This window comes from Polaromonas sp., assembly GCF_041689105.1.
GTDB lineage: Bacteria > Pseudomonadota > Gammaproteobacteria > Burkholderiales > Burkholderiaceae_C > Polaromonas.
Genome location: NZ_JBDNGU010000159.1, coordinates 1 through 22844, shown reverse-complemented (window position 1 = coordinate 22844; position 22844 = coordinate 1). Strand labels below are relative to the sequence as shown.

At 63.7% G+C, this 22844-nt stretch carries 20 protein-coding genes and 2 pseudogenes; 15 read left to right on the top strand and 7 right to left on the bottom strand.

The features are described 5' to 3' along the window. The 4 genes from ACESMT_RS16720 to fdxA all read right to left on the bottom strand — a co-directional run. A partial coding sequence (locus ACESMT_RS16720) for an Enamidase (protein WP_372827731.1) occupies nt 1–983 on the bottom strand: 983 nt, incomplete at its 3' end. A 28-nt stretch (nt 984–1011) separates the two neighbouring features. Beyond that, nucleotides 1012–1737, bottom strand: a complete 726-nt coding sequence (locus ACESMT_RS16715) for a TetR family transcriptional regulator (RefSeq protein WP_372827730.1) — start codon at nt 1735–1737, stop codon at nt 1012–1014. A gap of 39 nt (nt 1738–1776) precedes the next feature. Continuing rightward, complete coding sequence (locus tag ACESMT_RS16710; protein WP_372827729.1) at nt 1777–2550, bottom strand: ferredoxin--NADP reductase; 774 nt, start codon at nt 2548–2550, stop codon at nt 1777–1779. Nucleotides 2551–2575: 25 nt separating this feature from the next. Next, a complete protein-coding gene (gene fdxA, locus ACESMT_RS16705) occupies nt 2576–2929 on the bottom strand; it encodes a ferredoxin FdxA (protein WP_372827728.1) in 354 nt (117 codons plus the stop codon). A 270-nt stretch (nt 2930–3199) separates the two neighbouring features. Here fdxA and ACESMT_RS16700 point away from each other — a divergent pair, with 270 nt between their 5' ends. The 10 genes from ACESMT_RS16700 (at nt 3200) to ACESMT_RS16655 (ending at nt 16192) form a co-directional block, all read left to right on the top strand. Continuing rightward, nucleotides 3200–4816 carry a 6-hydroxynicotinate reductase gene (locus ACESMT_RS16700; RefSeq protein ID WP_372827727.1) on the top strand — a complete coding sequence of 539 codons (1617 nt, stop codon included), beginning with the start codon at nt 3200–3202 and terminating at the stop codon, nt 4814–4816. A gap of 1 nt (nt 4817) precedes the next feature. Next, complete coding sequence (locus ACESMT_RS16695; RefSeq protein WP_372827726.1) at nt 4818–5726, top strand: UPF0280 family protein; 909 nt, start codon at nt 4818–4820, stop codon at nt 5724–5726. 22 nt (nt 5727–5748) lie between these two features. Further along, the gene (locus ACESMT_RS16690) at nt 5749–6390 is read left to right on the top strand and encodes an amino acid synthesis family protein (protein ID WP_372827725.1); all 642 of its coding nucleotides are present in this window, start codon (nt 5749–5751) and stop codon (nt 6388–6390) included. A 46-nt stretch (nt 6391–6436) separates the two neighbouring features. Next, a complete protein-coding gene (locus tag ACESMT_RS16685; protein WP_372827724.1) occupies nt 6437–7021 on the top strand; it encodes an amino acid synthesis family protein in 585 nt (194 codons plus the stop codon). A gap of 52 nt (nt 7022–7073) precedes the next feature. Continuing rightward, on the top strand, nt 7074–8282 hold the full coding sequence (locus ACESMT_RS16680; protein WP_372827732.1) for an ABC transporter substrate-binding protein: 1209 nt from the start codon (nt 7074–7076) through the stop codon (nt 8280–8282). Nucleotides 8283–8359: 77 nt separating this feature from the next. Continuing rightward, the gene (locus tag ACESMT_RS16675; protein WP_372827723.1) at nt 8360–10258 is read left to right on the top strand and encodes an ABC transporter permease; all 1899 of its coding nucleotides are present in this window, start codon (nt 8360–8362) and stop codon (nt 10256–10258) included. Further along, nucleotides 10255–11037, top strand: coding sequence for an ABC transporter ATP-binding protein (locus ACESMT_RS16670; RefSeq protein ID WP_372827722.1), 783 nt, complete (start codon nt 10255–10257; stop codon nt 11035–11037). The genes ACESMT_RS16675 and ACESMT_RS16670 overlap by 4 nt, the downstream gene beginning before the upstream one ends. After that, complete coding sequence (locus ACESMT_RS16665; RefSeq protein WP_372827721.1) at nt 11034–11771, top strand: ABC transporter ATP-binding protein; 738 nt, start codon at nt 11034–11036, stop codon at nt 11769–11771. Before ACESMT_RS16670 ends, ACESMT_RS16665 begins: the two co-directional genes overlap by 4 nt. 141 nt (nt 11772–11912) lie before the next feature. Then, nucleotides 11913–12419, top strand: coding sequence for a (2Fe-2S)-binding protein (locus ACESMT_RS16660; protein WP_372827720.1), 507 nt, complete (start codon nt 11913–11915; stop codon nt 12417–12419). Continuing rightward, a complete protein-coding gene (locus ACESMT_RS16655; RefSeq protein ID WP_372827719.1) occupies nt 12416–16192 on the top strand; it encodes a molybdopterin cofactor-binding domain-containing protein in 3777 nt (1258 codons plus the stop codon). Before ACESMT_RS16660 ends, ACESMT_RS16655 begins: the two co-directional genes overlap by 4 nt. A 187-nt stretch (nt 16193–16379) precedes the next feature. Here ACESMT_RS16655 and ACESMT_RS16650 read toward each other — a convergent pair whose 3' ends face one another. Further along, on the bottom strand, nt 16380–17609 hold the full coding sequence (locus ACESMT_RS16650; RefSeq protein WP_372827718.1) for a CaiB/BaiF CoA transferase family protein: 1230 nt from the start codon (nt 17607–17609) through the stop codon (nt 16380–16382). Nucleotides 17610–17613: 4 nt separating this feature from the next. Then, nucleotides 17614–18804, bottom strand: coding sequence for an acyl-CoA dehydrogenase (locus ACESMT_RS16645; RefSeq protein WP_372827717.1), 1191 nt, complete (start codon nt 18802–18804; stop codon nt 17614–17616). Between the two features lie 180 nt (nt 18805–18984). Between ACESMT_RS16645 and ACESMT_RS16640 the strand changes: the two genes are divergently transcribed. Next, nucleotides 18985–19890, top strand: coding sequence for a LysR substrate-binding domain-containing protein (locus tag ACESMT_RS16640; RefSeq protein WP_372827716.1), 906 nt, complete (start codon nt 18985–18987; stop codon nt 19888–19890). A 22-nt stretch (nt 19891–19912) separates the two neighbouring features. Here ACESMT_RS16640 and ACESMT_RS16635 read toward each other — a convergent pair whose 3' ends face one another. Then, entirely contained in the window at nt 19913–20416 is a 504-nt protein-coding gene (locus ACESMT_RS16635; protein WP_372827715.1) for a hypothetical protein, read from the bottom strand. Between the two features lie 209 nt (nt 20417–20625). Between ACESMT_RS16635 and ACESMT_RS16630 the strand changes: the two genes are divergently transcribed. The 4 genes and pseudogenes from ACESMT_RS16630 to ACESMT_RS16615 form a co-directional block, all read left to right on the top strand. Beyond that, nucleotides 20626–21687, top strand: coding sequence for a DUF6352 family protein (locus tag ACESMT_RS16630; protein ID WP_372827714.1), 1062 nt, complete (start codon nt 20626–20628; stop codon nt 21685–21687). A 96-nt stretch (nt 21688–21783) separates the two neighbouring features. Then, nucleotides 21784–21948: a hypothetical protein gene (locus ACESMT_RS16625; protein ID WP_372827713.1), complete on the top strand. Its 165-nt coding sequence runs from the start codon at nt 21784–21786 to the stop codon at nt 21946–21948. Between the two features lie 107 nt (nt 21949–22055). Next, a pseudogene (locus tag ACESMT_RS16620) lies at nt 22056–22545 on the top strand (sulfite exporter TauE/SafE family protein); the annotation flags it as partial. 103 nt (nt 22546–22648) lie between these two features. Then, nucleotides 22649–22844, top strand: a pseudogene (locus ACESMT_RS16615) (IS5/IS1182 family transposase); the annotation flags it as partial.

The window sequence follows — 22844 nt, the reverse complement described above, 5'->3', positions numbered from 1 at the left end:
TTGCGGATGCGCGCCGTGTTGCCGGTGGCAAAACAGAAGGCCAGCTCGGGCGGGATGTTGCCCAGGCTGGACAGCAGCGAGATCAGCCGCAGCATGCCCAGCGGTTGCACGCCCGAGCCCGCCGGGCCGTCGGTGCCCAGGATGACGCGGTGCGGGCATTTGAGCTGCAGCGCGGCCTGAGCGGCGGCAATCGCCACTTTTTCGTTGCCGTTGTGGACGATCTCGATGGCACGCGAGGATTTTTCACACAGTTCGCAGACATGCTGCTCTGACAGCGCCGTGTGCCCGCCGTTGATATGGCCGATCACGTCGGCGTCGGCTTCCAGCACCACGTCCTTGTCGATCAGGCCGGAGCCGGGAATCGAGGGGCCACCGGTGTGGATGGTGCTCTGGATGCCGTATTTGCGCGCCCAGGCCACCATTTCCTTGGCCTCGTAACCCGCTTTCACGGAACCCAGTCCGACCTCGCCGAGCAGCGTGACGCCGGCCTCGGCCAGCTCCTTGAAGTCTTGCTCGACCATGCCTTTTTCAATGATGGGCGCGCCAGCCAGTACCTTCACGCCGCCGGGCCGGAAGTTGTCGAAGGCGCGCTGCGCCGTGATGGCCAGCGCTTTCAGGCCAACGATGTCCTTGGGCCGGCCAGGCAGGTGCACCTCACCGGCGGAAATCATGGTGGTGACGCCGCCATGCATGGTCGAGTCGATCCAGCCGATCTGGTTCTGCCGCGGAGTCCAGTCGCCGAAGACCGGGTGCACATGGCTGTCGATCAGGCCGGGCACCACACAGGTCTGGTGGGCGTCGATGGTGGTCTGTGCGTGGGCCGTGTCGCAGTCTTTGGCCTTGCCCACCGCCACGATGATGCCGTCGTTCACCACGATGGTATCGGCGTCCAGAATGGGCTGGTCAATGTCACCAGACAGCAGCAGGCCGATGTTGGTGATGACGACTTTTCCGGACTTGCCGCTGACTGCTGCTTCTGCCATGGGGGACCTCTTGCGACTTGTTGACGGGTTAGGGGTTGATCATCACCGTGCGCAGCACGGTGCTGACAATGAATGCCTGCCACTGCGCCAGCGCTTCTGGCGTTTGCAGATCCTCGCCAAGAAAGGCCGACAGGGTGTGGCGGTTTGAAATATAGAAATACCCTGTCGCCGCGATCAGCAGATAGACATTGCGTGCGGAAATGCCATCGCGAAAGACGCGCTTGCTGATGCCGCTTTCGAGCAACTGCCGGATGATGGCGATGGCCGGCGACGAATACTCCCGCGCTCGGGCCGACTTGGAAATGTGTTTGCCGCGGTGCAGGTTTTCCGTATTCAGCAGCGTGATGAATTCGGGGTTCTTGCTGTAATAGGTGACGACAAAATTGATCACTTCCTTGAGCGATTCCACCGGCTGCTCGATGTCCAGTGTCAGTTCCAGCTCGGCATCGTTCATGCGCCGGTACATGTCCTCCAGCACTTCGATGAACAGGCCTTCCTTGCTGCCGAAGTAGTAATAAATCATCCGGTCGAAGGATTTTGCCGACCGGGAGATTTTTTCCACACTGCCGCCGTCGTAGCCGTAACGCGCAAACACCTTGGTGGCGGCACGCAGGATGTTGTCGCGCGTGGTCTGCGCCGCCCGCTCGCGCACGCCCGGTCTTTTTGCCGGCGCGAGTCGGGGAGCGGGGGTGCGGACTCGAGCGGGCTTGGTCGTTCTCGCAGGCTTGACGTCGCTGACGGGTTTGGCGGTCATGGCGTGGTCAGTAGCTTCCGATAGGCGAAAAGCGGTGCTCTACTGTTCTGCAAAGGCGCGCTCAATCACGAAGTCGCCCGGCTTGGAGGTGTTGCCCTCATGGAAGCCTTTTTGCTCCAGCATGTGTTTCAAATCCTTGAGCATGCCCGGGCTGCCGCAAATCATCACCCGGTCGCTGACCGGATCCAGGGCCGGCAGTTTCAGGTCTTCAAACATCTTGCCGCTTTCCATCAGGTCCGTGACCCGGCCCATGGTGCGGTAGCTCTCACGCGTGACCGTCGGGTAATAAAGCAGCTGTTTGGAAATCAGGTCCCCGAGAAACTCATGCTGCGGCAGGTGCTCGACCAGCAGGTCGTGATACGCCAGCTCGTCGGCCTGCCGCACGCCATGGACCAACACCACCTGCTCGAAACGCTCATAGGTGTCCGGGTCGCGGATGATGCTCATGAAAGGCGCCAGGCCGGTGCCGGTGGACAGCAGGTACAGGCGTTTGCCCGGCAACAGGTAGTCGATAACCAGCGTGCCCGTGGGTTTGCGGCCGACAATGACCTTGTCGCCGACTTTCATGTGCTGCAGGCGCGAGGTCAAAGGGCCATCGGGTACCTTGATGCTCAGGAACTCCAGATGTTCCTCGTGGTTGGGGCTCACGATGCTGTAGGCGCGCAGCAGTGGTTTGTCATTGACGCGCAGGCCGATCATCGTGAAGTGGCCGCAGCTGAACCGCAGGGACGTGTCGCGGGTGGTAGTGAACGTAAACAGCTTGTCGGTCCAGTGGTGGACAGACAGGACCGTTTCTTCGTTGAAAGCACTCATGGTGATGGACAGTGGGAGTTGGTGATCAGTTGGAAAGAGGCGGCGTTGTCAGCAGTCCGGGATCCAGGGCCGCCAGCTTACCGGTTTTATCCTTCCATTGTGCCGCGTCAGGAAAGGGGTCGGCGCGTCTGGAGATCGCAGGCCAGAGTCGTGACAGCCGGGCGTTGAGCTCCAGGAAGGTGCTGAACTCGCCGGGCATGTCTTCGTCAGCATAAATCGCATTGACCGGGCACTCGGGAATGCAGACGGCGCAGTCAATACACTCGTCTGGGTCAATGACCAGAAAATCCTGGCCTTCCCTGAAACAGTCCACAGGGCAGACGTCGACGCAATCTGTGTATTTGCATTTGATGCAGGGGTCGGTTACCAGATGGGTCACGGCACTTCCTTTGGCGGCTCGGCCCGGGCAGGCAAGTGGTCGGGCATGGGGCAATGTGCCACATTAATGTAGTGAACGCAACATTTAAATTAAGTGCTTGCAACATTTTTGAGAAATATTCTGAAACCGCCGTGCAAATACCATTGCGCCGGAAATATCTATGCGCTACATTGACCATGAATGTAGCAAGTGCAACATATGAATTAAGTGCGCACTACATTGGTGTTTGTGCACCAAGATGGTCAGCCAAGCCATAACGAGGCCGATACGATGACGGAACATACCAAGACGGATGGTTTGCCAGGCATGGACACGCCGGCTTTTACCCAGGTGCTGGACAAGGCCAGGCCGCGCAATGAACGCATGAACAGCGAAAAAATAGAATGCAATGCCTGCCCCGTGTTGTGCCAGATATCCGAGGGCCGCAGCGGGGCATGCGACCGTTATGCCAACCGCAGCGGCACCCTGGTCCGTGTGGATCCCGTGCTTTTGCTGCGTCGCTCCCTGTCAGATGCGGAGGCGAAGGTGGTTCCTTTTGTCGGGCGAGTTGCTGTGACCGCGTCCCCGGAGGAGGCGCCGGCCGGGGCGGCCTGGAGCGGCGACCTGGTGTTGGCCGACGAGGTGTTTGTCACCGGCGTGGGCTCGTCAACGACCTATCCCGACTACAAGCCAGCGCCTTTTATCGTGTCGTCGAAGGTGGAAGGTGTCGACATGGTCACGGTGGTCACCGAAGGGATCTTCAGTTACTGCAGCCTCAAGGTGAAGATTGACACCGACCGCTTTCTCGGCGCCGAGCAGGCCAACGTGCGTTGCAAGGGCGAGGTGGTCGGCCATGTGACGACCGCAGAGTACGGCTCGCAGATGCTGTCTCTTGGCGGCGTGCACCACCTGACTGGCGGCAGCAAGAAAGAAGGCCGCGTCACCATGGACATGATGCAGTCGCTGGGTAACAAGCAGGCGGTTGAGTTCACGATTGACGGGGGCTCGCAAATTGTGATCCAGGCCGGCCGCGCGCCGATTGTCAACGGTGTGGAGGAGCGCCGCATGCGTGTGGGTTGCGGCTCGGCAACCATAGGCATCTTTGCGAAACAGCTGTTCGGCAAGCTCGATGAAGTGGTGGTGGTTGATGACCATATCACCGGGGTTCTGACCGAACACCAGGCGGGCCGCTGTCTGGACATGCGCGCCTCGGGCATCAAGATGCGCGGGAGAAAATCGACGCCCGGCCGTTACTTTCAGGTGGCCAACCCGGGCACCGGCTGGGGCGGCACCGACATCGCCGAGCCGCTGTCCATCATCGAGAGCTGGGACCCCGATGTCGCCTGGCCGGGCTTGCGCCTGCTGATGACGTCTACCACCGGCGAGCATGCCAGCTGGTATGTGCTCAATGAAGAACTTCATCCGGTCGAGCAGGACATCCCCGGGGAAGTGCGCCTGATTGTCGAGCGTATCGGCGAGAACTGCGAGCCCTCTCTGTCTACCGTGCTGTTTCTCGGCGGCGCTGGCGGCAGCCTGCGCGCGGGGGTCACCGAAAACCCGGTCCTTCTGACCCGGGCCATCAAGAACGCCCTGGTCAATGTCACCTGCGGCGGCGCGCCGGCTTATGTCTGGCCGGGCGGTGGCATCACCATCATGGCCGATGTGATGCGCATGCCGGACAACAGTTTTGGCACCGTGCCGACGCCCGCTCTCGTGGCGCCGATTGAATTCAGCATGAAGCTCGACGATTACCGCGCGCTTGGCGGGCACATGGACCATGTACGCACGCTCGAAGACGCGCTGCTCAGGGGTGCCTGGCACAACGAAGGGGCGCCGTCTTCCCTGGCCTGGGCGGCCTTGCCAGCCGCCAACCCCTGGCCGCTGGCGCAGCCACCCCTGCTCGGCTGACATGGACGCCCAACGCTCGCTTTTTCCTGACGGCCGCTGGCATTTTCAGCATGGGCCCATGGACATTGTGATTGGCGCAAGCGGGGACCCGTCGGCGCTGGAAGATGCGCATGAGCAGGCTTGGCGGCGTTTTCGCAGCATCCTGGGGGAGCTCGTGCAGGAGCTCCCCGCATTGCGGCGCCCGGTGCAGGGCCTGTGCCCCGTGCAGGGGCCTGTCGCCATGCGCATGTGGCAGGCCTGCCAGCCCTACAAAAGCAGCTTCATCACGCCGATGGCCGCCGTGGCGGGCGCCGTCGCGCAGGAGCTCATCGCTTTTTATGCGGTGGAAGGTGTGGCGCGCGCGTGGGTCAACAACGGCGGCGACATTGCCCTGCATCTGGCGGCATCCCAGTCGGTGCAGATCGGACTTTATGCAGACCTGGCGCGACTGGACCACTACGAAATCCACGACGGTATCCGGATCGACGGCCAGTTTAAGGTTTCCGGCCTGCTGCCTGTGCGCGGCGTCGCCACCAGCGGGTGGCGCGGCAGGAGTTTTTCGCTTGGCATTGCCGACAGCGTGACGGTGCTGGCGCGTACCGCGGCAGAGGCTGATGTGGCCGCAACAGTGATTGCCAATGCGGTAGACCTTGACGATGACCGGGTGATCCGGCGGCCTGCCTGTGAACTGAAAGACGATTCCGACCTCGGTTCATTGCCTGTTACGGTAGAGGTCCCCTTGCTGGAGCCGACCCTGGTGCAGCAGGCCTTGCGTGCGGGCCTGCGGCGCGCACAGACCCTGCGTGCGGCGGGCCTGATCTGGTCTGCTGCGCTGATTTGTCAGAATCAGATCGTCAGCACCGATACTGCAACGATGGCAACACTGGATACCCGGCACAGCGGGCAGCAAGCTGGTTCGGTATTTGCTTAATGAAATACATGGATTCCCAACGATGATTGAACTACGACGCATCTTCACGCACGTGGAGCAGATTCGTCACGAATTCGGTCCGGTGGCCGATGTCCCGCTGCTGCGCGGTGCCATTGGTGCGGTGTTGACCAATCCGTTCGCAGGGCGTTACGAGCCTGACATCCTGCCCATGATGGCGGCGCTGGAGCCGGTGGGGCTCACGATGGCTCGCAAGCTGCTCGCGGCCATGGGTGTGCCCGCCGAGCGTATCGAGGGTTACGGCAAGGGCGCCATCATAGGTGCCAGCGGAGAACTGGAGCATGGCGCCCTTTGGCATGTGCCGGGCGGTTACGCCATGCGTGAGCTTCTCGGCTGGAAGGGAGATTCATCGGCTTATGCCAAAGGGCAGGGCGAAGAAAAAACCGGGCGCCCGGGCAATGCCCTGTCCATCGTGCCTTCGACCAAAAAAGTGGGTGGCCCTGGGGCGGCGCTGGACGTGCCAATGACACATATCAATGCCGCTTATGTACGCAGTCATTTTGACGCCATCGAAGTCCGCGTTCCTGGTGCGCCGCTGGCCGACGAGATTGTTTTTATCCTTGCGATGAGCACGGGGCAGCGCATTCATGCGCGCGTCGGCGGCCTCGCCGCAGGCGCCATCAGCAAATGGGACGGCCTGCGCTGAACCGGCGCTGCCACTGCCCGCCATTGCAACCAGCATCAGGAAACACATGACAGCTACCATTCGAAAAATCATTGTCCAGGTTGACGAGACTCACCGGGAGATGGGCAAGCCCATCGACCCGCCCACGCGCAGGGCGCTGGCCATGGCGGTGATCGCCAACCCGTTCGCCGGCGTGTATCAGGAGAACCTCGATGAGCTGATCAGCATCGGCGAGGAACTGGGCGCGCTACTGGGGAAAAAATGTGTCGAGGCCCTGGGCATTGCGCCTGGCCAGGCGCAGAGCTACGGCAAGGCGGCCATTGTTGGCGAGGCGGGGGAGCTGGAACACGCCGCAGCCATCCTGCACCCCAAGCTGGGCGCTCCCCTGCGTCTGGCGGTGGAGAAGGGCGCGGCCCTGGTGCCTTCCAGCAAAAAACGCGGCGGCCTGGGTACCGCGATCGATGTGCCGCTGGGGCACAAGGACGCGGCCTTTGTGCGGAGCCATTTCGATGCGATGGAGGCGCGCGTGGCCGACGCCCCGCGAGCCAATGAAATTGTGGTCGCTGTCGTTGTGACAGACAGTGGACGACCCCTACCGCGCGTGGGCGGATTGCAGATCCACGACATCAAGGGCGAAGACGGCCTCCGGTAGGCGCCGGGCTTTTTCACATCAATCCGATCCACAACAGGAGTTTTTCATGAAGATGCAATTCAAGGTGCTCAGCACGATGACCTATCTGGGGCTGATGGCTTCGCTGGTGACAGCGCAAGCGCAAGGCGTGATCAAAATCGGCGAGATCAACAGCTACAAGGCGCAGCCCGCCTTTCTCGAGCCCTACAAGAAGGGCATGGAGCTCGCGGTTGAGGAGATCAACGCAGCCGGTGGTGTCAACGGTAAAAAAATCGAACTGATTGTTCGCGACGACAACGCCAACCCAGGTGACGCGGTCCGTGCTGCCGAGGAGCTTGTTTCGCGCGAGAAGGTGGATGTGCTCACCGGCTCCTTTCTCTCGCACATCGGCCTGGCGCTGACGGACTTCGCGAAACAGAAGAAATTTTTCTTCCTCGCCGCCGAACCGCTTACCGACAAGATCGTCTGGCAAAACGGCAACCGTTATACCTTCCGCCTGCGCGCCTCGACCTACATGCAGGTCGCCATGCTGGTGCCCGAAGCGGCCGCGATGAAGAAAAAGCGCTGGGCCGTGGTCTACCCCAACTATGAATACGGTCAGTCTGCCGCCGCCAGTTTCAAAAAGCTGCTGAAAGAGGCGCAGCCCGATGTCGAGTTCGTCGCCGAACAGGCACCGCCTCTTGGCAAGGTGGACTCCGGCAGCGTGGTTCAGGCCCTGGCGGATGCCAAGCCGGACGCCATCTTCAATGTGCTTTTTGGGGCCGACCTGGCCAAGTTCGTGCGCGAGGGCAACACCCGCGGCCTGTTCCAGGGTCGTGAAGTCGTCAGCCTGCTGACCGGCGAGCCAGAGTACCTGGATCCGCTGAAGGACGAGGCGCCCAACGGCTGGCTGGTCACCGGATACCCCTGGTACGGCATCCAGACGCCTGAACACAAGGCCTTCTTCCTGGCCTACCACGGCAAATACAACGACTATCCGCGGCTGGGTTCCGTCGTGGGCTACAGCGCCATCAAGTCGCTGGCGGAGGGCATGAAAAAAGCCAAGTCCACAGACACCGAGAAGATGATTGCTGCTTTCCGTGGCCTGAAGGTCAGTACGCCGTTTGGTCCGGTGGTTTACCGCACCCAGGACCAGCAATCGACCATGGGCGCGTTTGTAGGACGCACAAAAAATGAGGGTGGCAAGGGCGTGATGGTGGACTATCGTTATGCCGATGGCGCCAAATTTCAGCCGACTGATGCAGAAGTCAAAAAGCTGCGCCCGCTTGACGCGAACAACTGAGTTTGATGGCCTGGCTTGAGGCCTGCACCCCGGCGCACTGAGGTGCGCACTTTCAATCAAAACAGGTCCATGCCAGTATGAATTTTTCAGGCTTTGTCGTCCAACTGCTCAATGGCCTGGCTGGCGCGTCGTCGTTGTTTCTGGTGGCAGCGGGCTTGTCGCTGATATTTGGCGTAACCCGCATCGTCAATTTTGCGCACGGCTCGTTTTTCATGGTCGGCATTTATGTGGCCTATTCGCTGGTGGCCAATCTGGGCGGCAGCATCGGGTTCTGGCCATCACTGCTGCTGGCTGCCATGGCGGTGGGGGTGCTGGGTGCACTGGTCGAAGTATTGCTGTTGCGCCGCATTTACCGCGCCCCCGAGCTGTTCCAGTTGCTGGCAACTTTCGCGCTCGGGCTGGTCATCAAGGACGCGGTCTTGTGGTACTGGGGCCCTGAGGAGTTGCTGGGTCCCAGGGCGCCTGGCTTGAGCGGTTCTGTCTCCATCCTCGGCAGGCAGTTTCCAACTTACGACCTTTTTCTGATCGTCGCTGGCCCGGTGGTTCTTGGGCTGCTCTGGCTGCTGTTGACCAAAACGCGTTGGGGCACGCTGGTTCGCGCCGCCACGCAGGACCGGGAGATGGTCAGCGCGCTCGGTGTCAACCAAGCCTGGCTGTTCACGGCGGTGTTTGCGTTAGGTGCCTTTTTGGCCGGCCTGGGCGGGGCATTACAGTTGCCGCGCGAGCCGGCCAACCTCGAGATGGACCTGAACATCATCGGGGCCGCGTTTGTGGTGGTGGTGGTCGGCGGCATGGGCTCGATCCCCGGCGCCTATGTGGCGGCGCTGCTGATTGCCGAGCTGAAGGCCATCTGCATCTGGCTCGGCCTGGTGGAAATCTGGGGCGTCAGTATTTCGTTTTCCAAACTCACCCTGGTGGTGGAGTTTCTCGTGATGGCCGTCGTACTGGTGGCCCGGCCCTGGGGGCTGTTTGGCCGGCCCCAGGCGACCAGCCGCCATACGGGCACGGCCGAGGAGCCGCTGCGGCCGCCCGATCGCCTCTACAAGTACGGCGGCGCCGCCCTGCTGGCCCTGCTGGTCCTGATGCCTGCGCTGACCGCACAGTCGCCCTATGTGACGGTCCTGCTGATCGACCTGCTGGTGGCCGTGCTGTTTGCGGCCAGCCTGCACTTCATCATGGGACCGGCCGGCATGCATTCCTTCGGCCACGCGGCCTACTTCGGCCTGGGTGCCTACGGCGCGGCCCTGCTGGTGCGCAACCTGAACCTGCCGATGGAGGTGGCTCTGGTGGTTGCGCCCGCGCTGGCGGCGTTGGGCGCTTTTATCTACGGCTGGTTCTGCGTGCGGTTGTCGGGGGTGTACCTGGCCATGCTGACGCTGGCGTTTGCCCAGATCACCTGGGCCATCACCTACCAGTGGGACGCTTTCACCGGTGGCAGCAATGGGCTGACCGGCGTCTGGCCGTCAGAATGGCTGGCCGACAAAAAGATGTACTACTACCTGACGCTGGCACTGGTGGCCGGGGCTGTGCTGATGATGCACCGTATGTTGTATTCGCCCTTTGGTTATGCCATGCGTGCTGCACGCGATTCGGTCGTTCGCTCCGACGCGATCGGCATCAACGTCAAGCGCCTGCAATGGGTGGCTTTTGTCATCGCCGGCACTTTCGCGGGCCTGGCCGGTGCACTTTATGCGTTTTCCAAAGGCAGCATTTCTCCGGAAACCCTGCATGTGAGTAAATCCATCGACGGCCTGGTCATGGTGCTGCTGGGCGGCGTGCAGACGCTGGTGGGGCCTATCGTGGGCGCCGTCACCTTCACCTGGCTGCACGACACAGTGGCGCGCAACACCGATTACTGGCGCGCCATGCTGGGCGCCATCATCCTGATCCTGGTGCTGCTGTTTCCGCAAGGGATTGCCGGCTTTGTCCAGCAACTGCTGTCGCGCCTGCGCGGCGCGAAGGAGGGGCAGTCATGAGCCTGCTCAAAGTATCCGGTCTGGGCAAATCGTTCGGTGGCGTCAAGGCGGTGGACGGCATCAGTTTCGAACTGGCCGCCGGCGAGTTGCTGGCGCTGATCGGCCCCAACGGCGCCGGCAAGTCCACCACCTTCAACATGGTCAATGGTCAGATGCGCGCCGATGCGGGTTCGATCCAGCTGGACGGCCAGGAGCTGATCGGCTTGGCCCCGCGTGATATCTGGCGGCTTGGCGTGAGTCGGACGTTCCAGATTGCAGAAACCTTTTCATCGCTGACCGTGGTGGAAAACGTCCAGATGGCGCTGCTGTCCTCGGACCGCAAACTGTTTGCAATGTGGCGCCGAGCCGCTGACCACAAACGTGCAGAGGCGCTGGTGCTGCTTGATCAGGTCAGCATGAAAGCGCAGGCCGACCGGCCCTGCAGCGTGCTGGCCTATGGTGACGTCAAACGCGTGGAGCTCGCCATGGCCATGGCCAACAACCCCAAGCTGCTGCTGATGGACGAGCCCACGGCCGGCATGGCCCCCAAAGAGCGCAACGACCTGATGGCCCTGACCAAACAACTGGTCGTCGACCGCGGCATGGCGGTGCTGTTCACCGAGCACAGCATGGATGTGGTGTTTGCCTATGCCGACCGCATGATTGTGCTGGCGCGGGGGCGGCTGATTGCCGAGGGCAAACCGCTGGAGATTCGCGATCACCCCCAAGTCCAGGAGGTCTATTTCGGCAGCGGCAAAACCTTCGAGAAAAAGGCGATCGACAAGGAAGCGGCGACATGACTGCTGCCACGGACATTCTGCTTCAGGGCAAAGGCCTATGTGCCTGGTATGGCGCCGCCCAGATCCTCTACGACGTGGGCATCGAAGTGCGACGCGGTGAAGTGGTGGCCCTGATGGGGCGCAATGGTGCCGGCAAATCCACGACGCTCAAAACGCTGATCGGTATGCTGGACAAGCGGCGCGGCAGTGTTTCCTTCCTGGGTACCGACATCTCCAAAAGTGAACCCCATCACGCGGCGCGCATGGGTCTGGGGTTTGTGCCGGAAGACAGGCGCATCTTCACCGACCTGACGGTGATGGAGAACCTGGAAGTGGGACGGCAGCCGCCACGCTTCTGGCCTGACGGCATTGCGGCGCCAGTCTGGACGCCCGAGCGTCTGTTCAAGCTGTTTCCAAACCTTGGCGAGATGCCGGACCGCCAGGGGGGCCGCATGAGCGGCGGCGAGCAGCAGATGTTGACCGTCGCGCGAACCTTGATGGGCAACCCCTACCTGGTCCTGCTGGACGAGCCCTCGGAAGGTGTGGCGCCGGTGATCGTCGAGCAGATGGCACACATGATTCTGGAACTCAAGTCGCAGGGCGTCAGTATTTTGCTGTCCGAACAGAACATGCATTTTGCGGAGCTGGTGTCGGACCGGGCCTATGTGCTCGAAAAGGGCCAGATCCGTTTCGAGGGGTCCATGGCCGAGCTATCGGCCAACGACGAGGTGCGGCGCGCCTACCTCAGTGTGTAGCGCGCTTTTTGTCGTTATCTCACTCACTCTCAGAAGCGCATCATGCATCCAGCCCGTCCCAGACTCCTGTTGAAAACCCGTTGCGGCTTCGGTCGGATGGCTGGTTGTTCACGGTAGAGACCCGGGCTTGCAAACGCATCCATGACCTCGCATCTTGTCAGCCTCAGCGTGAACCGCGTGGCGCGGACTCTGGCGGTGTCGCCGCAGGTCAGCTTGCTGACCCTGCTGCGCAACGACCTCGGCCTGAACAGCCCCAAGTACGGCTGCGGCCTCGGTGAATGTGGCGCCTGCACCGTGCTGGTCGATGGTGTGGCAGCAAGGTCCTGCGTGATCCCCGCCTGTGGCGTGGCCGGCCGGGCCATCACCACACTGGAAGGACTGGGCTCGCCGGGCGCCCTGCATCCAGTGCAGCAGGCGTTCATTGACGAGCAGGCGGCCCAGTGCGGCTACTGCCTGAGCGGCATGATCATGATGACGGCCGCGCTGCTGGCGCGCAAGCCCGACCCGACGGACGAGGAGATACGCAGCGAACTCTCCGGCAACCTTTGCCGTTGCGGTACCCACCTGGAAATACTGAAGGCGGTCCGGCGCGCCGCCTTGTTGATGCAGAAGACTTCGCAAGCGGCAGTGCAAGCAGGCAGTCCATGACGCGCCGCGCCGACACCCCGCTGACACGTGCCGGCTTCCATGCGGCTGGCGGTGTGCTGCTGGTCACCCGCGAGCCACCGCCCGCGCTGCCGCCCAGCCCCGGGCAGCCCGCGCTGATCACGGCCAATCCGCTCGAAGGCGTGGAAATCCTGCTTGCTGTGTGGGATGACGGCAGCGTCACGGCGTTGAACGGCCATGTGGACCTGGGCACTGGCATACGCACGGCGCTGGGCCAGATCGTGGCGGAAGAACTCGACGTGGCGCTGGGCAGCATCCACATGGTGCTGGGCGACACGGCGCGCGCGCCCAACCAGGGCGCGACGATTGCCAGCGCGTCGATACAGATCCATTCGGTGCCTTTGCGGGCCGCCGCCGCGCAGGCGCGCGCCTGGCTGGTGGAGCGCGCAGCCGCGCATCTGGGTGTGGACGCATCCCTGCTGGAGGTGCGGGATGGCGTGGTCAGCGTGGCTGGGGCCGGGGCACGCTCGGTGGTCTACGGTGCCTTGCTGGCGCAGCAACATGTCGAGCTGTCTTTGATGCTCAACACGGCGCTGAAGGCGCCGCAGGACTACCGCGTGGTCGGCACCAGTTCACCGCGGGTGGACATTCCCGCCAAGGCCACCGGTGCGCTGACCTTTGTGCACGACATGCGTGTGCCGGGCATGCTGCATGGCCGCGTCGTACGGCCGCCTTACGCGGGCGCGGACCATGGCGACTTCATTGGCAACACGCTGGAGTCTGTGGACGAATCTTCCATCGCGCACATCCCCGGCATTCGTGCCGTGGTCGTGATCCGCGATTTTGTCGGCATCGTGGCCGAGCGCGAAGAACACGCTGAACAGGCCTTGCGCGAAATACGTGTGGCCTGGAAGTCCTGGCCGGGCCTGCAGAATCTGGATGACCTCGAAAAGGCGATACAGGGCAACCCGTCGACGCAGCGCAGGCTGGTGGATGAAGGTGATGTGGATGCGGCGATTGCTGGCGCCGCGCAGGCCATGGCGCGCAACTATGTCTGGCCGTACCAGATGCACGGCGCCATCGGCCCGTCCTGTGCCTTGGCCGATTGGAAGGCTGAAGAGCCCCCACGTTCGCCCACTTCGTGGGGTTCACTGCCCCCCGAGGGGGCCGCGTCCCGCCTTGGGAGCGGCCCGGCGGCGGAACATCACCTGACGGTCTGGGCCGGCACGCAGAACCCGCATGTGTTGCGCGCCGACCTGTCGCGCCTGATGGGTCTGGCCGATGTGGCCATTGACGTGGTCCGCATGGAGGCGGCCGGTTGTTACGGGCGCAATTGCGCTGACGACGTGGCGGCTGACGCGGCGCTGCTGTCGCGCGCCGTCGGTGCGCCGGTGCGCGTGCAGCTCACGCGTGAGCAGGAACACGCCTGGGAGCCCAAGGGCGCAGCGCAACTGATGCAGGTGCGTGGCGGCCTCAATGACGACGGCTCGGTCGCCGCCTACGATTTTCAGACCTCTTACCCGTCCAACGGCTCACCGACGCTGGCGCTGCTGCTGACCCGCACCATCGAGCCCGTCGCGCAGGCCTACGAGATGGGCGACCGCAGTGCGCGCCCGCCCTACGCCTGGGACAACCTGCGCATCAGCGTCAACGATATGGCGCCCATGTTGCGCGCCTCCTGGCTGCGCGGCGTGTCGGCCCTGCCCAACTCCTTTGCGCACGAGTCCTACATCGACGAGCTGGCCACCGCGGCCGGTGTCGACCCGTTGGAGTTCCGCCTGCGTTACCTCAGCGAGCCGCGTGCCGCCGAGCTGGTGCGCGCCACGGCCGAGCGCGCGCAGTGGAAGGTGCACACGCAGCCGCAACAGCAGGCCGGTGAGGCCAGCGAGGCATCGGACATCGTGCACGGCCAAGGGGTTGCCTATGCGCGTTATGTGCACAGCAAGTGGCCGGGCTTCGGCGCGGCCTGGGCCGCCTGGGTGGCCGACGTCGAGGTCAACCGCAAGACGGGTGAGGTGTTTGTGCGGCGCGTGGTGGTCGGCCACGACGCCGGCACGCTGATCAACCCGGCTGGCGTGCAGCACCAGATTCACGGCAATGTGGTGCAGACCGCCAGCCGCGCACTGACCGAGCAGGTCACGCTGAACCCGGTGACCGGCGCCGTCAGCAGCCTGGAGTGGGGCGCGTACCCCATCCTTAATTTCCGCGATGTGCCGGTGATTGAGGTGGTGACCATGGCCCGGCCCGGCGAGCCGCCGCTGGGCGTCGGCGAGTCGGCCTCGGTGCCCGGAACGGCCGCGATCGCCAACGCGATTTTTGACGCGACCGGCGTGCGTTTTCGCCAGCCGCCGTTCACGCCCGAAGTGATTCGCGCGGCGCTGAACCCAGCGCCCGGCAGTGAACCAGCCCGCTTGCCGTCTGTCCCGGAACCGTCCAGCAGCCGTCTGCCCGCAACGGCGGTGTGGCCCCGAAACCGGAAGGCCTGGGCGCGCGGCGGTGCGGTCCTGGCCAGCGTGTTCGGCATCGCCGCTGCGCTGCTCGGCTGGCGCCCGGCCATCGCACCGGTTTTTTCGCCGGTGGTCAGCAGCAGCGCGTCCATCTACACCGCAGCCACGCTGGAGCGCGGCCGCCAGCTGGCTGCCGTGGGCAACTGCGTGGGTTGCCACACCGCACCGGGCGGCGTGGTCAATGCGGGCGGTCTTGCCATGGACACGCCCTTCGGACAGATAGTGACCACCAACATCACACCCGATCCCGAGACCGGGATCGGCCTGTGGTCGTTCAGTGCTTTCCAGCGCGCCATGCGTGACGGCATCTCGCGCGACGGTCACCACCTGTACCCGGCCTTCCCCTACACGGCCTTTGCCAAAACCAGCGATGAGGACCTGACGGCGCTGTACGCCTGGCTGATGGCCCAGCCGGCGGTGCGCTCGGAAACGCCGGCCACGCAACTGGCGTTTCCGTTCAGCGTGCGGCCGCTGATGGCCGGCTGGAACGCCTTGTTTCATGACCCCACGCCCTACCAGCCTGAGCCGACGCAGACCGTGGAATGGAACCGCGGCGCCTACCTGGTCAATGGTCTGGGCCATTGCGGCGCCTGCCACACGCCGCGCAGCGCCTTTGGCGCCGAGCGCGGCGGCAAGGCGTTTTTGAGTGGCGCCGTGGTCGACGGCTGGGAAGCACCGGCGCTGACCGCGCTGTCGCGCGCGCCCGTGCCCTGGACCTCCGAGCAGTTGTACAGCTACCTGCGCACCGGCCACTCACCGCAGCACGGCATCGCCGCAGGGCCGATGGCGCCTGTGGTGAAAGAGTTGGCTTCATTGCCGGACCCGGACATACGCGCCATGGCCGCTTACCTGGCGTCCTACAACGAGCCGCTGGCCGACAGCGAGGCAGCCGCGCGTGCGCGTCAGGCGGTGCTGTCCGCGCAGGCCACGACGCTAGCCCTGCCCGGTCTGGGCCAGCGCCTGTTCAACGGGGCTTGTGCGTCCTGTCACCACGACGGTGACGGGCCGACCTTGTTGGGCGTCAACGTGCCGTTGGCGCTCAACAGCAAGCTGCACAGTGAGCGACCCGACAATCTGGTGCGCGTGATCCTGGACGGCATCCGCGAGCCGGTGTCGGCACAGGTGGGCTTCATGCCGGCGTTTCGCCACAGCCTGGACGATACGCAGATCGCAGCACTGGCGAGTTACATGCGCAGCCGGTACGCACCGGGCCAGGCAGCGTGGAAAGACCTGCCTGCCGCTGTGTCGCGCCTGCGCACCACGGCGGGAGGCCATCAGGGTGTTGCAGCTTCGCTATCAAATAAATAGCTGCTTGCGACCGCCAGTCAAGGGCTGGAGGCTGATTTTTCTCAAAACGTAACTACTCCTCTCCTTGTGCGCCGCTTGCCCTCACCCCTGCCCTCTCCCAGAGGGAGAGGGAGCAAAGACGGGCCTCTTTCCCCCTCTCCCTCTGGGAGAGGGCTAGGGTGAGGGCTCCCCGGCTTACTTCGCATGCTCAAGAGGGATCTGCGTAGCGTTCTTCATCCTCCGGTGACAGCCACTGCGCCAGCACCTCGGCCGTGTGCTCCCCCAACAATGGCGGTGGGCGCTGGTAGGTCACAGGAGAGCCCGACAGCCGGATCGGGTTGGCCACCAGCGGCACGCTGCCGGCCAGCGGGTGCGGCAGGGTGATGTGCAGGCCACGCGCCTGCACCTGCGGGTCGGCAAACACCTCGTCGATGTGATTGATCGGGCCGCAGGGCACACCGGCTGCTTCCAGCGTGGCAATCCAGTCGGCGGAGGTTCGCATCACCGTCGCCTGGCGCAGCAGCGGCACCAGCACGGCGCGGTTCGCTACCCGCTGCGCGTTGCTCGAAAACCGCTCATCGCTGGACCACTCCGCGTGGTCGGCCACGGCGCAGAATTTCGCAAACTGGCTGTCGTTGCCGACCGCAAGAATGATGTCGCCGTCGGCCGTGGGAAAGGCCTGGTAGGGCACGATGTTGGGGTGTGCATTGCCCATGCGGCGCGGCACCAGGCCGCCCGCCAGGTAGTTGGACGCCTGGTTCGCCAGGCAGGCGATCTGCACGTCCAGCAGCGCCAAATCGATGTGTTGTCCGAGTCCGGATGTTGCGCGTTCGGCCAGCGCCGCCTGCACCGCAATCGTCGCGTAGAGCCCGGTCATGATGTCGGTCAGTGCCACGCCGACCTTTTGCGGACCCGCGCCCGGCTCGCCGTCGGGCTGGCCGGTCACACTCATCAGGCCCCCCATGCCCTGGATCAAAAAGTCATAACCGGCGCGCGCTGCGTAAGGCCCGGTCTGCCCGAAACCGGTGATGGAGCAATACACCAGGCGCGGGTTCGCCTCCTTGAGACTGGCGTAGTCCAGCCCGTAACGCTTGAGCCCGCCGACCTTGAAGTTCTCCAGCAGCACATCGGCCTGCTGCGCAAGCGCACGCACCTGTGCCTGGCCTTCGGGCGTGGCGATGTCGATCGCGACCGAACGTTTGTTGCGGTTGGCGCAGAGAAAGTACGTCGCCTCGGCCGTGTCTCGGCCGGAGGCGTCCTTGAGGTAAGGCGGCCCCCAGGCCCGTGTGTCGTCGCCGGCGCCCGGTTTTTCGACTTTCACCACATCGGCGCCCAGGTCGGCCAGCAACTGCCCGGCCCAGGGGCCGGCGAGCACGCGCGACAAATCCAGCACCCGCACACCGGTCAGCGGCGGCGGACGCGCTGCAGTAGCGCTCATCACCTCAGGAAAACGCCGAGATGCCGGTGATGCCGCGGCCCAGGATCAGCGCATGCACATCGTGCGTGCCTTCGTAGGTGTTGACGACTTCCAGGTTGACCAGATGCCGCGCCACGCCGAACTCGTCGCTGATGCCATTGCCGCCCAGCATGTCACGCGCCATGCGGGCAATGTCCAGTGCCTTGCCGCAGGAGTTGCGTTTCATGATGGAGGTGATCTCCACCGCCGCCGTGCCTTCGTCCTTCATGCGGCCCAGGCGCAAACAGCCCTGCAGGCCCAGCGCGATTTCGGTCTGCATGTCGGCGAGTTTTTTCTGGATCAGCTGGTTGGCTGCCAGCGGGCGGCCGAACTGCTTGCGGTCCATGGTGTACTGGCGCGCCTTGTCGAAGCAGTCCTCGGCCGCACCCAGCGCGCCCCAGGCAATGCCGTAACGCGCCGAGTTCAGGCAGGTGAACGGGCCCTTGAGGCCACGCACTTCCGGGAAGGCGTTTTCTTCGGGGCAGAACACCCCGTCCATGACGATCTCGCCGGTGACCGAGGCGCGCAGGCCGACCTTGCTGTGGATGGTTGGCGTGCTCAGGCCCTTGCTGCCCTTGTCGAGCACAAAGCCGCAGATCGCGCCTTCGTCGTCCTTGGCCCAGACCACAAATACGTCGGCGATCGGGCTGTTGGTGATCCACATCTTGCTGCCAGTCAGCGAATAACCGCCCGCTACCTTGCGCGCACGCGTCAACATGCCGGCGGGGTCCGAGCCGTGGTTCGGCTCGGTCAGGCCGAAGCAGCCTATCCATTCGCCGCTGGCAAGTTTGGGCAGGTATTTCTGTTTGGTTGCTTCATTGCCAAACTCGTTGATCGGCACCATCACCAGCGAGGACTGCACACTCATCATGGATCGGTAGCCGGAGTCAACCCGCTCGACCTCACGCGCCACCAGGCCGTAACAGACATAGTTCAGGCCGGCGCCGCCGTAGGCCTCGGGAATCGTCGCACCCAGCAGGCCGAGTGCACCCATTTCGCGAAAAATCGCCACGTCGGTTTTCTCGTGGCGGAAAGCCTCAAGCACGCGCGGCGCCAGCTTGTCCTGGCAGTAGGCGCTTGCAGATTCGCGCACCATGCGTTCGTCGTCGCTCAGTTGCTGGTCCAGCAGCAAGGGGTCGGCCCAGTGGAAGCTGGCTTTTTTGGGGGAAGTGCTCATGAAGGTCTCCAGAGGTGTGCGGGGGTGAAAGCGTTCTGTGTGCGAAAATCGCAACTCAGGCGGGAATAAATCCTGGTGTGTTCCAGAGCATACGCTGAGCCATCCCCCCTGCGCAAGCCATGATTTGGCACATGTCTGTGCGTAAAACGAATTCCGAACCTGAAATCGAGGAGCTGACCGATGCGCCGCAACATACCTTCCACCACGGCGCTCGCCCTGTTTGAGTCCGCCGCGCGCCACCAGAGTTTCACCCAGGCGGCGCAAGAACATTCGGTGACGCAAAGCGCGGTGTGTCGGCAGATTGCGGGCCTGGAAGACTTTCTGAGCGTCAAGCTGTTCAGGCGCACCAAGCGCGGCGTGCTGCTGACTGAGGCGGGCACCAGTTACGCGCGCAATGTGCGCTCCCGGCTGGACGACGTGGAGCGTGACACGCTGGACATGATGGCGCGCGGCGGCGCCGGCGGCGCGCTCGAACTCGGCGTGGTGCCGACCTTTGCCGCCAAGTGGCTGGTGCCGCGGCTGGGCAGTTTTCACAAGCGCTATCCGGACATCGCCGTGCATCTGTCCTCGCGCACCCGGCCCTTTTTGTTTGCCGACACCGCACTGGACGCCGCCATTTGCGCAGGCGAGGCCGGCTGGCCCGGCACCGAGGCCTGCTTCCTGATGGATGAAAGCATTGTGGCTGTGGGTAGCCCGGCGCTGGTCAAGACCCGGCGCACGCTAAAGGTTGCGGATTTTGACGGCCTGCCGCTGCTGCAGATGAGCACCCGGCCCTATGCCTGGCGTCAGTGGTTCAGCTCGCTGGGGCTGGCGGTCGAGAACGACCTGGCTGGCGCGCGCATGGAGCTGTTTTCCATCACTACCGCAGCGACCATCCACGGCCAGGGGCTGGCGCTGATTCCGCGCTTCCTGATTGAAGATGACCTGGCGCAAGGCCGGCTGGTTGAGCTGGTCAAGCACGAGTTTCTCAGCGACCGGCGTTATTACTTCATCTACCCCGAGCAGAAGTCTGACAACACGGCGCTCGCGCTGTTTGGTGCCTGGCTGGAAGAAGAAGCCACGCTCTATCGCGGCACCGCGCCCTGAGCGCCTGCCATGGCGCAGACGGTCAGCGTTTGTCTCCACTGGACAGGCGCCCCTGTTGCCGACGGTTCTCAGCCTGTTCACGCAGCGCGCGTTGGCCCGGTGATTCGCTGTCCTGACGTATCCGCCGGTCGTCCTGGCGCGTCTGCTGGCGCTGCTGGCGCCATACCTCGTGTTGCATCTGATGCTGGTCGCGCCAGACGCGCTCCTGGTCGCTGAGGCCGGGCGGCGTGGGCACCCAGGTGCCGTTGCGCTGGGCTTGCTCGCGCAGCTGGGCGTCCTGCTGGCGCGTCAGTTCAAGCTGGCGGCGCTGCTGCTCGCTCTGCAGCTGCCATAACTCCCACTGCGCGCGCTCCGCCGCCTCCCGGCTGGCTTGCGGGTGACTGCCGCTCCAGATCTCCGTGCGCGTGGTGACAGTCGGAAATTGCGCGTAGGCAGGCAGCACCGCGCTTGCACACAGGCTGGTGAGCAACAGGGCGGTGGTGCGGACTGCATGGCGCCGGCGGGTCAGGGGTTGGGTTGCTGGCATGGGTGTCTCCATCTGGCACGCTGTGGCGTGTTGATGGCTCACTGTACGCAAACTAAAAAACACTGGCGGCGGGTCAATTTCCTCCAGCAGGCCAATTGGGAGGTTTTTTTTGGTATCAAATCGGCCTCCAGCTCTTATGTGACGGGCGTAATAAGCTATAAAAAAGATAGCAAATCAACCACTGCCAGCAATGTGCGACGATTGCCACCATGCAAGATTTCTGGCCCTCCAGCGGTTTCACCCAGCTTCAGCGCACCCCGCGCGGCTGGCTGCAGCCCACCGACGATTACCTGCGCCTGTTTCTGGCCCGTCTCGAGCTCGCGCTGCTGCCCGAGTCCTGCGCGGCCGAGCAGGCCCTGCATGCTGCCTTGCAGCTGGCGCCCTCGCGGCCCGTGCCCGAGGCCGACCTGCAGGCCCTGCAGGACGAGGACGCGCGCGAAAGCTACAGCCTGTTCCTGCGCTTTCGCGACGGATTGCTGGAGGCCGGTACGCTGGAGGCCTATTACCTCAGCCTGTTTCGCAGCGGCAGCATCAGCATTCCGCCGCTGTTTATTGACCTGCTGGCTCAGGCCATCGTCCGCAACCTGCTGGACGACGCGAGCGACGCTTATGAAGTGCGGGCCGCCGAGATGTTGTTTCGCGTCCAGCGCATCTCGACCCAGGACGGCCAGGTGCTGGCCGGCGACCGGGACCGGCTGGACATGCTCAATGATCACGGCGGGCTGGGTGACTTCGGGCGCTTTCTCGCGGAGGCCAAAGCGCCGCTGCGCAGCGTTGACATGCAGGTGCTGACCGACAGCAATGCGCCCGACTATTGGCCCACCAGCGACAGGCACAACTTTCTGCTCGACCTGACCCACGAAGTCAGCAACGACCTCAGCCACGGCCTGGTGCTGACCATGACGCGCGCGCGCTCCGGCCTGAAGGCGCTGGCGCGTGTGCTGGAAAAATGGGTGCAGCATTTTCTCGGTGTGGCCGTGCGTATCCGGCCGCTGCAACAGGTCGATGACGAGGCTTGGCGCTGGCATGTGGGCCTGGATGTGGAGGCCACGACGCTGCTCAACGACCTGTACGAAGGCCGCGAGGTGGCGCCCGAGCGCATGCAGCGCCTGGTCAGCATGTTTCGGCTGGACTTTGCCAACCCACAGGAGATGCGCGCCGATGTGGCCGGCAAGCCGGTTTACCTGGGGTTGATGATGAATGCCGGTCAGGTGATGAAACTCAAACCGCAGAATCTGCTGGTGAATTTGCCACTGCGGGCGGCGATGTAAGTCCGCTGCGCAAGGCCGGGCGAACCGCACTTCCCGGACCGCGGCGCGGTAGCTTAAAATCACGGGTTCTGCCATTTTTCTAACCCGGAGCCCTCCATGCCCAAAAAAATCCGCGTCGAAGCCGACATTTGCGCCCCTAAACCCGTACCTGCAGCCGGCATGACCCGCACCGCCGGTCGCGGCCAGAAGGTCAGCCTGGAGCGCGGCACCTGGACGCGCAGCAAAAAGAACCCTGGCAAGCGCCCGCACAAGGGCGGCTAAGCCCTCCTGACCTTCACCCGACCATCGCCACAGATGGCGGCGCTTCCGCAAAAAGCCCCGGCCGGCGGGGCTTTTTGCTGCGCGTTTGACAGCGCGAGCCTGACGCCGTGACGGCTTATGCCTTTGTCCTGCTGGCCGGTGTTGTGGCCGGCTGGGTCAGCGGTGTCATAGGCACAGGCTCTACCATCATGCTGCTGCCGGTGCTGGTCTACACCTTCGGGTCGAAACAGGCGGTGCCCATCATGGCCATCGCGGCGGTGATGGCTAATCTGTCGCGTGTGCTGGCCTGGTGGCGCGAGGTGGACTGGAAAGCCGTCGCGGCCTACGCCCTCACCGGCATCCCTGCGGCGGCCCTGGGCGCCCGCACGCTGCTGGTGCTGTCCCCACACATCATCGAGCTGGCCCTCGGCCTGTTTTTCCTTCGGCATGATCCCGCTGCGCCACATGCTGGCACGCCTGCAGTGGAAGGCCCGACTGTGGCACCTCGCACTGGCGGGCGCGTTGATCGGTTTCCTCACAGGCATTGTCCTGTCGACCGGGCCGCTCAGTGTTCCGGTCTTCCTGTCCTACGGCTTGCTCAAGGGCGCGTTTCTAGCAGCCTGTCGGGCTTTCCCCGCAATTTATTCTCAGTTTTCGTCATCAAACCCCGGCCTGGCGCGTTAAGAATGGAGGTCGATTTTGCCTGGTATGGGAGTTCAAGATGAGTCGGTTTGTGACGGTAGATAGGAACACTGCATACCTGCTGCCACCCTGTCTGAACGACTGGTTAAAAGAAGACCACTTGGCCCGTTTCATTGTCGAAGTCGTTGACCAACTCGACATCTCCAACATCACCCGCAAGTACGCCGGGCGTGGCTCTGCAGCACACCATCCATCGACCCTGCTGGCCCTTCTGG

Bases quoted from the DNA above. Each gene is read 5' to 3' on its own strand.
- ACESMT_RS16645 (WP_372827717.1), bottom strand. From the start codon at position 18,804: ATGAGCACTTCCCCCAAAAAAGCCAGCTTCCACTGGGCCGACCCCTTG.
- ACESMT_RS16675 (WP_372827723.1), top strand. From the start codon at position 8,360: ATGAATTTTTCAGGCTTTGTCGTCCAACTGCTCAATGGCCTGGCTGGC.
- ACESMT_RS16660 (WP_372827720.1), top strand. From the start codon at position 11,913: ATGACCTCGCATCTTGTCAGCCTCAGCGTGAACCGCGTGGCGCGGACT.
- ACESMT_RS16700 (WP_372827727.1), top strand. From the start codon at position 3,200: ATGACGGAACATACCAAGACGGATGGTTTGCCAGGCATGGACACGCCG.
- ACESMT_RS16625 (WP_372827713.1), top strand. From the start codon at position 21,784: ATGCCCAAAAAAATCCGCGTCGAAGCCGACATTTGCGCCCCTAAACCC.
- ACESMT_RS16630 (WP_372827714.1), top strand. From the start codon at position 20,626: ATGCAAGATTTCTGGCCCTCCAGCGGTTTCACCCAGCTTCAGCGCACC.
- ACESMT_RS16710 (WP_372827729.1), bottom strand. From the start codon at position 2,550: ATGAGTGCTTTCAACGAAGAAACGGTCCTGTCTGTCCACCACTGGACC.
- ACESMT_RS16680 (WP_372827732.1), top strand. From the start codon at position 7,074: ATGCAATTCAAGGTGCTCAGCACGATGACCTATCTGGGGCTGATGGCT.
- ACESMT_RS16635 (WP_372827715.1), bottom strand. From the start codon at position 20,416: ATGCCAGCAACCCAACCCCTGACCCGCCGGCGCCATGCAGTCCGCACC.
- ACESMT_RS16715 (WP_372827730.1), bottom strand. From the start codon at position 1,737: ATGACCGCCAAACCCGTCAGCGACGTCAAGCCTGCGAGAACGACCAAG.
- ACESMT_RS16650 (WP_372827718.1), bottom strand. From the start codon at position 17,609: ATGAGCGCTACTGCAGCGCGTCCGCCGCCGCTGACCGGTGTGCGGGTG.
- ACESMT_RS16670 (WP_372827722.1), top strand. From the start codon at position 10,255: ATGAGCCTGCTCAAAGTATCCGGTCTGGGCAAATCGTTCGGTGGCGTC.
- ACESMT_RS16690 (WP_372827725.1), top strand. From the start codon at position 5,749: ATGATTGAACTACGACGCATCTTCACGCACGTGGAGCAGATTCGTCAC.
- ACESMT_RS16640 (WP_372827716.1), top strand. From the start codon at position 18,985: ATGCGCCGCAACATACCTTCCACCACGGCGCTCGCCCTGTTTGAGTCC.
- ACESMT_RS16695 (WP_372827726.1), top strand. From the start codon at position 4,818: ATGGACGCCCAACGCTCGCTTTTTCCTGACGGCCGCTGGCATTTTCAG.
- ACESMT_RS16655 (WP_372827719.1), top strand. From the start codon at position 12,416: ATGACGCGCCGCGCCGACACCCCGCTGACACGTGCCGGCTTCCATGCG.
- ACESMT_RS16665 (WP_372827721.1), top strand. From the start codon at position 11,034: ATGACTGCTGCCACGGACATTCTGCTTCAGGGCAAAGGCCTATGTGCC.
- ACESMT_RS16685 (WP_372827724.1), top strand. From the start codon at position 6,437: ATGACAGCTACCATTCGAAAAATCATTGTCCAGGTTGACGAGACTCAC.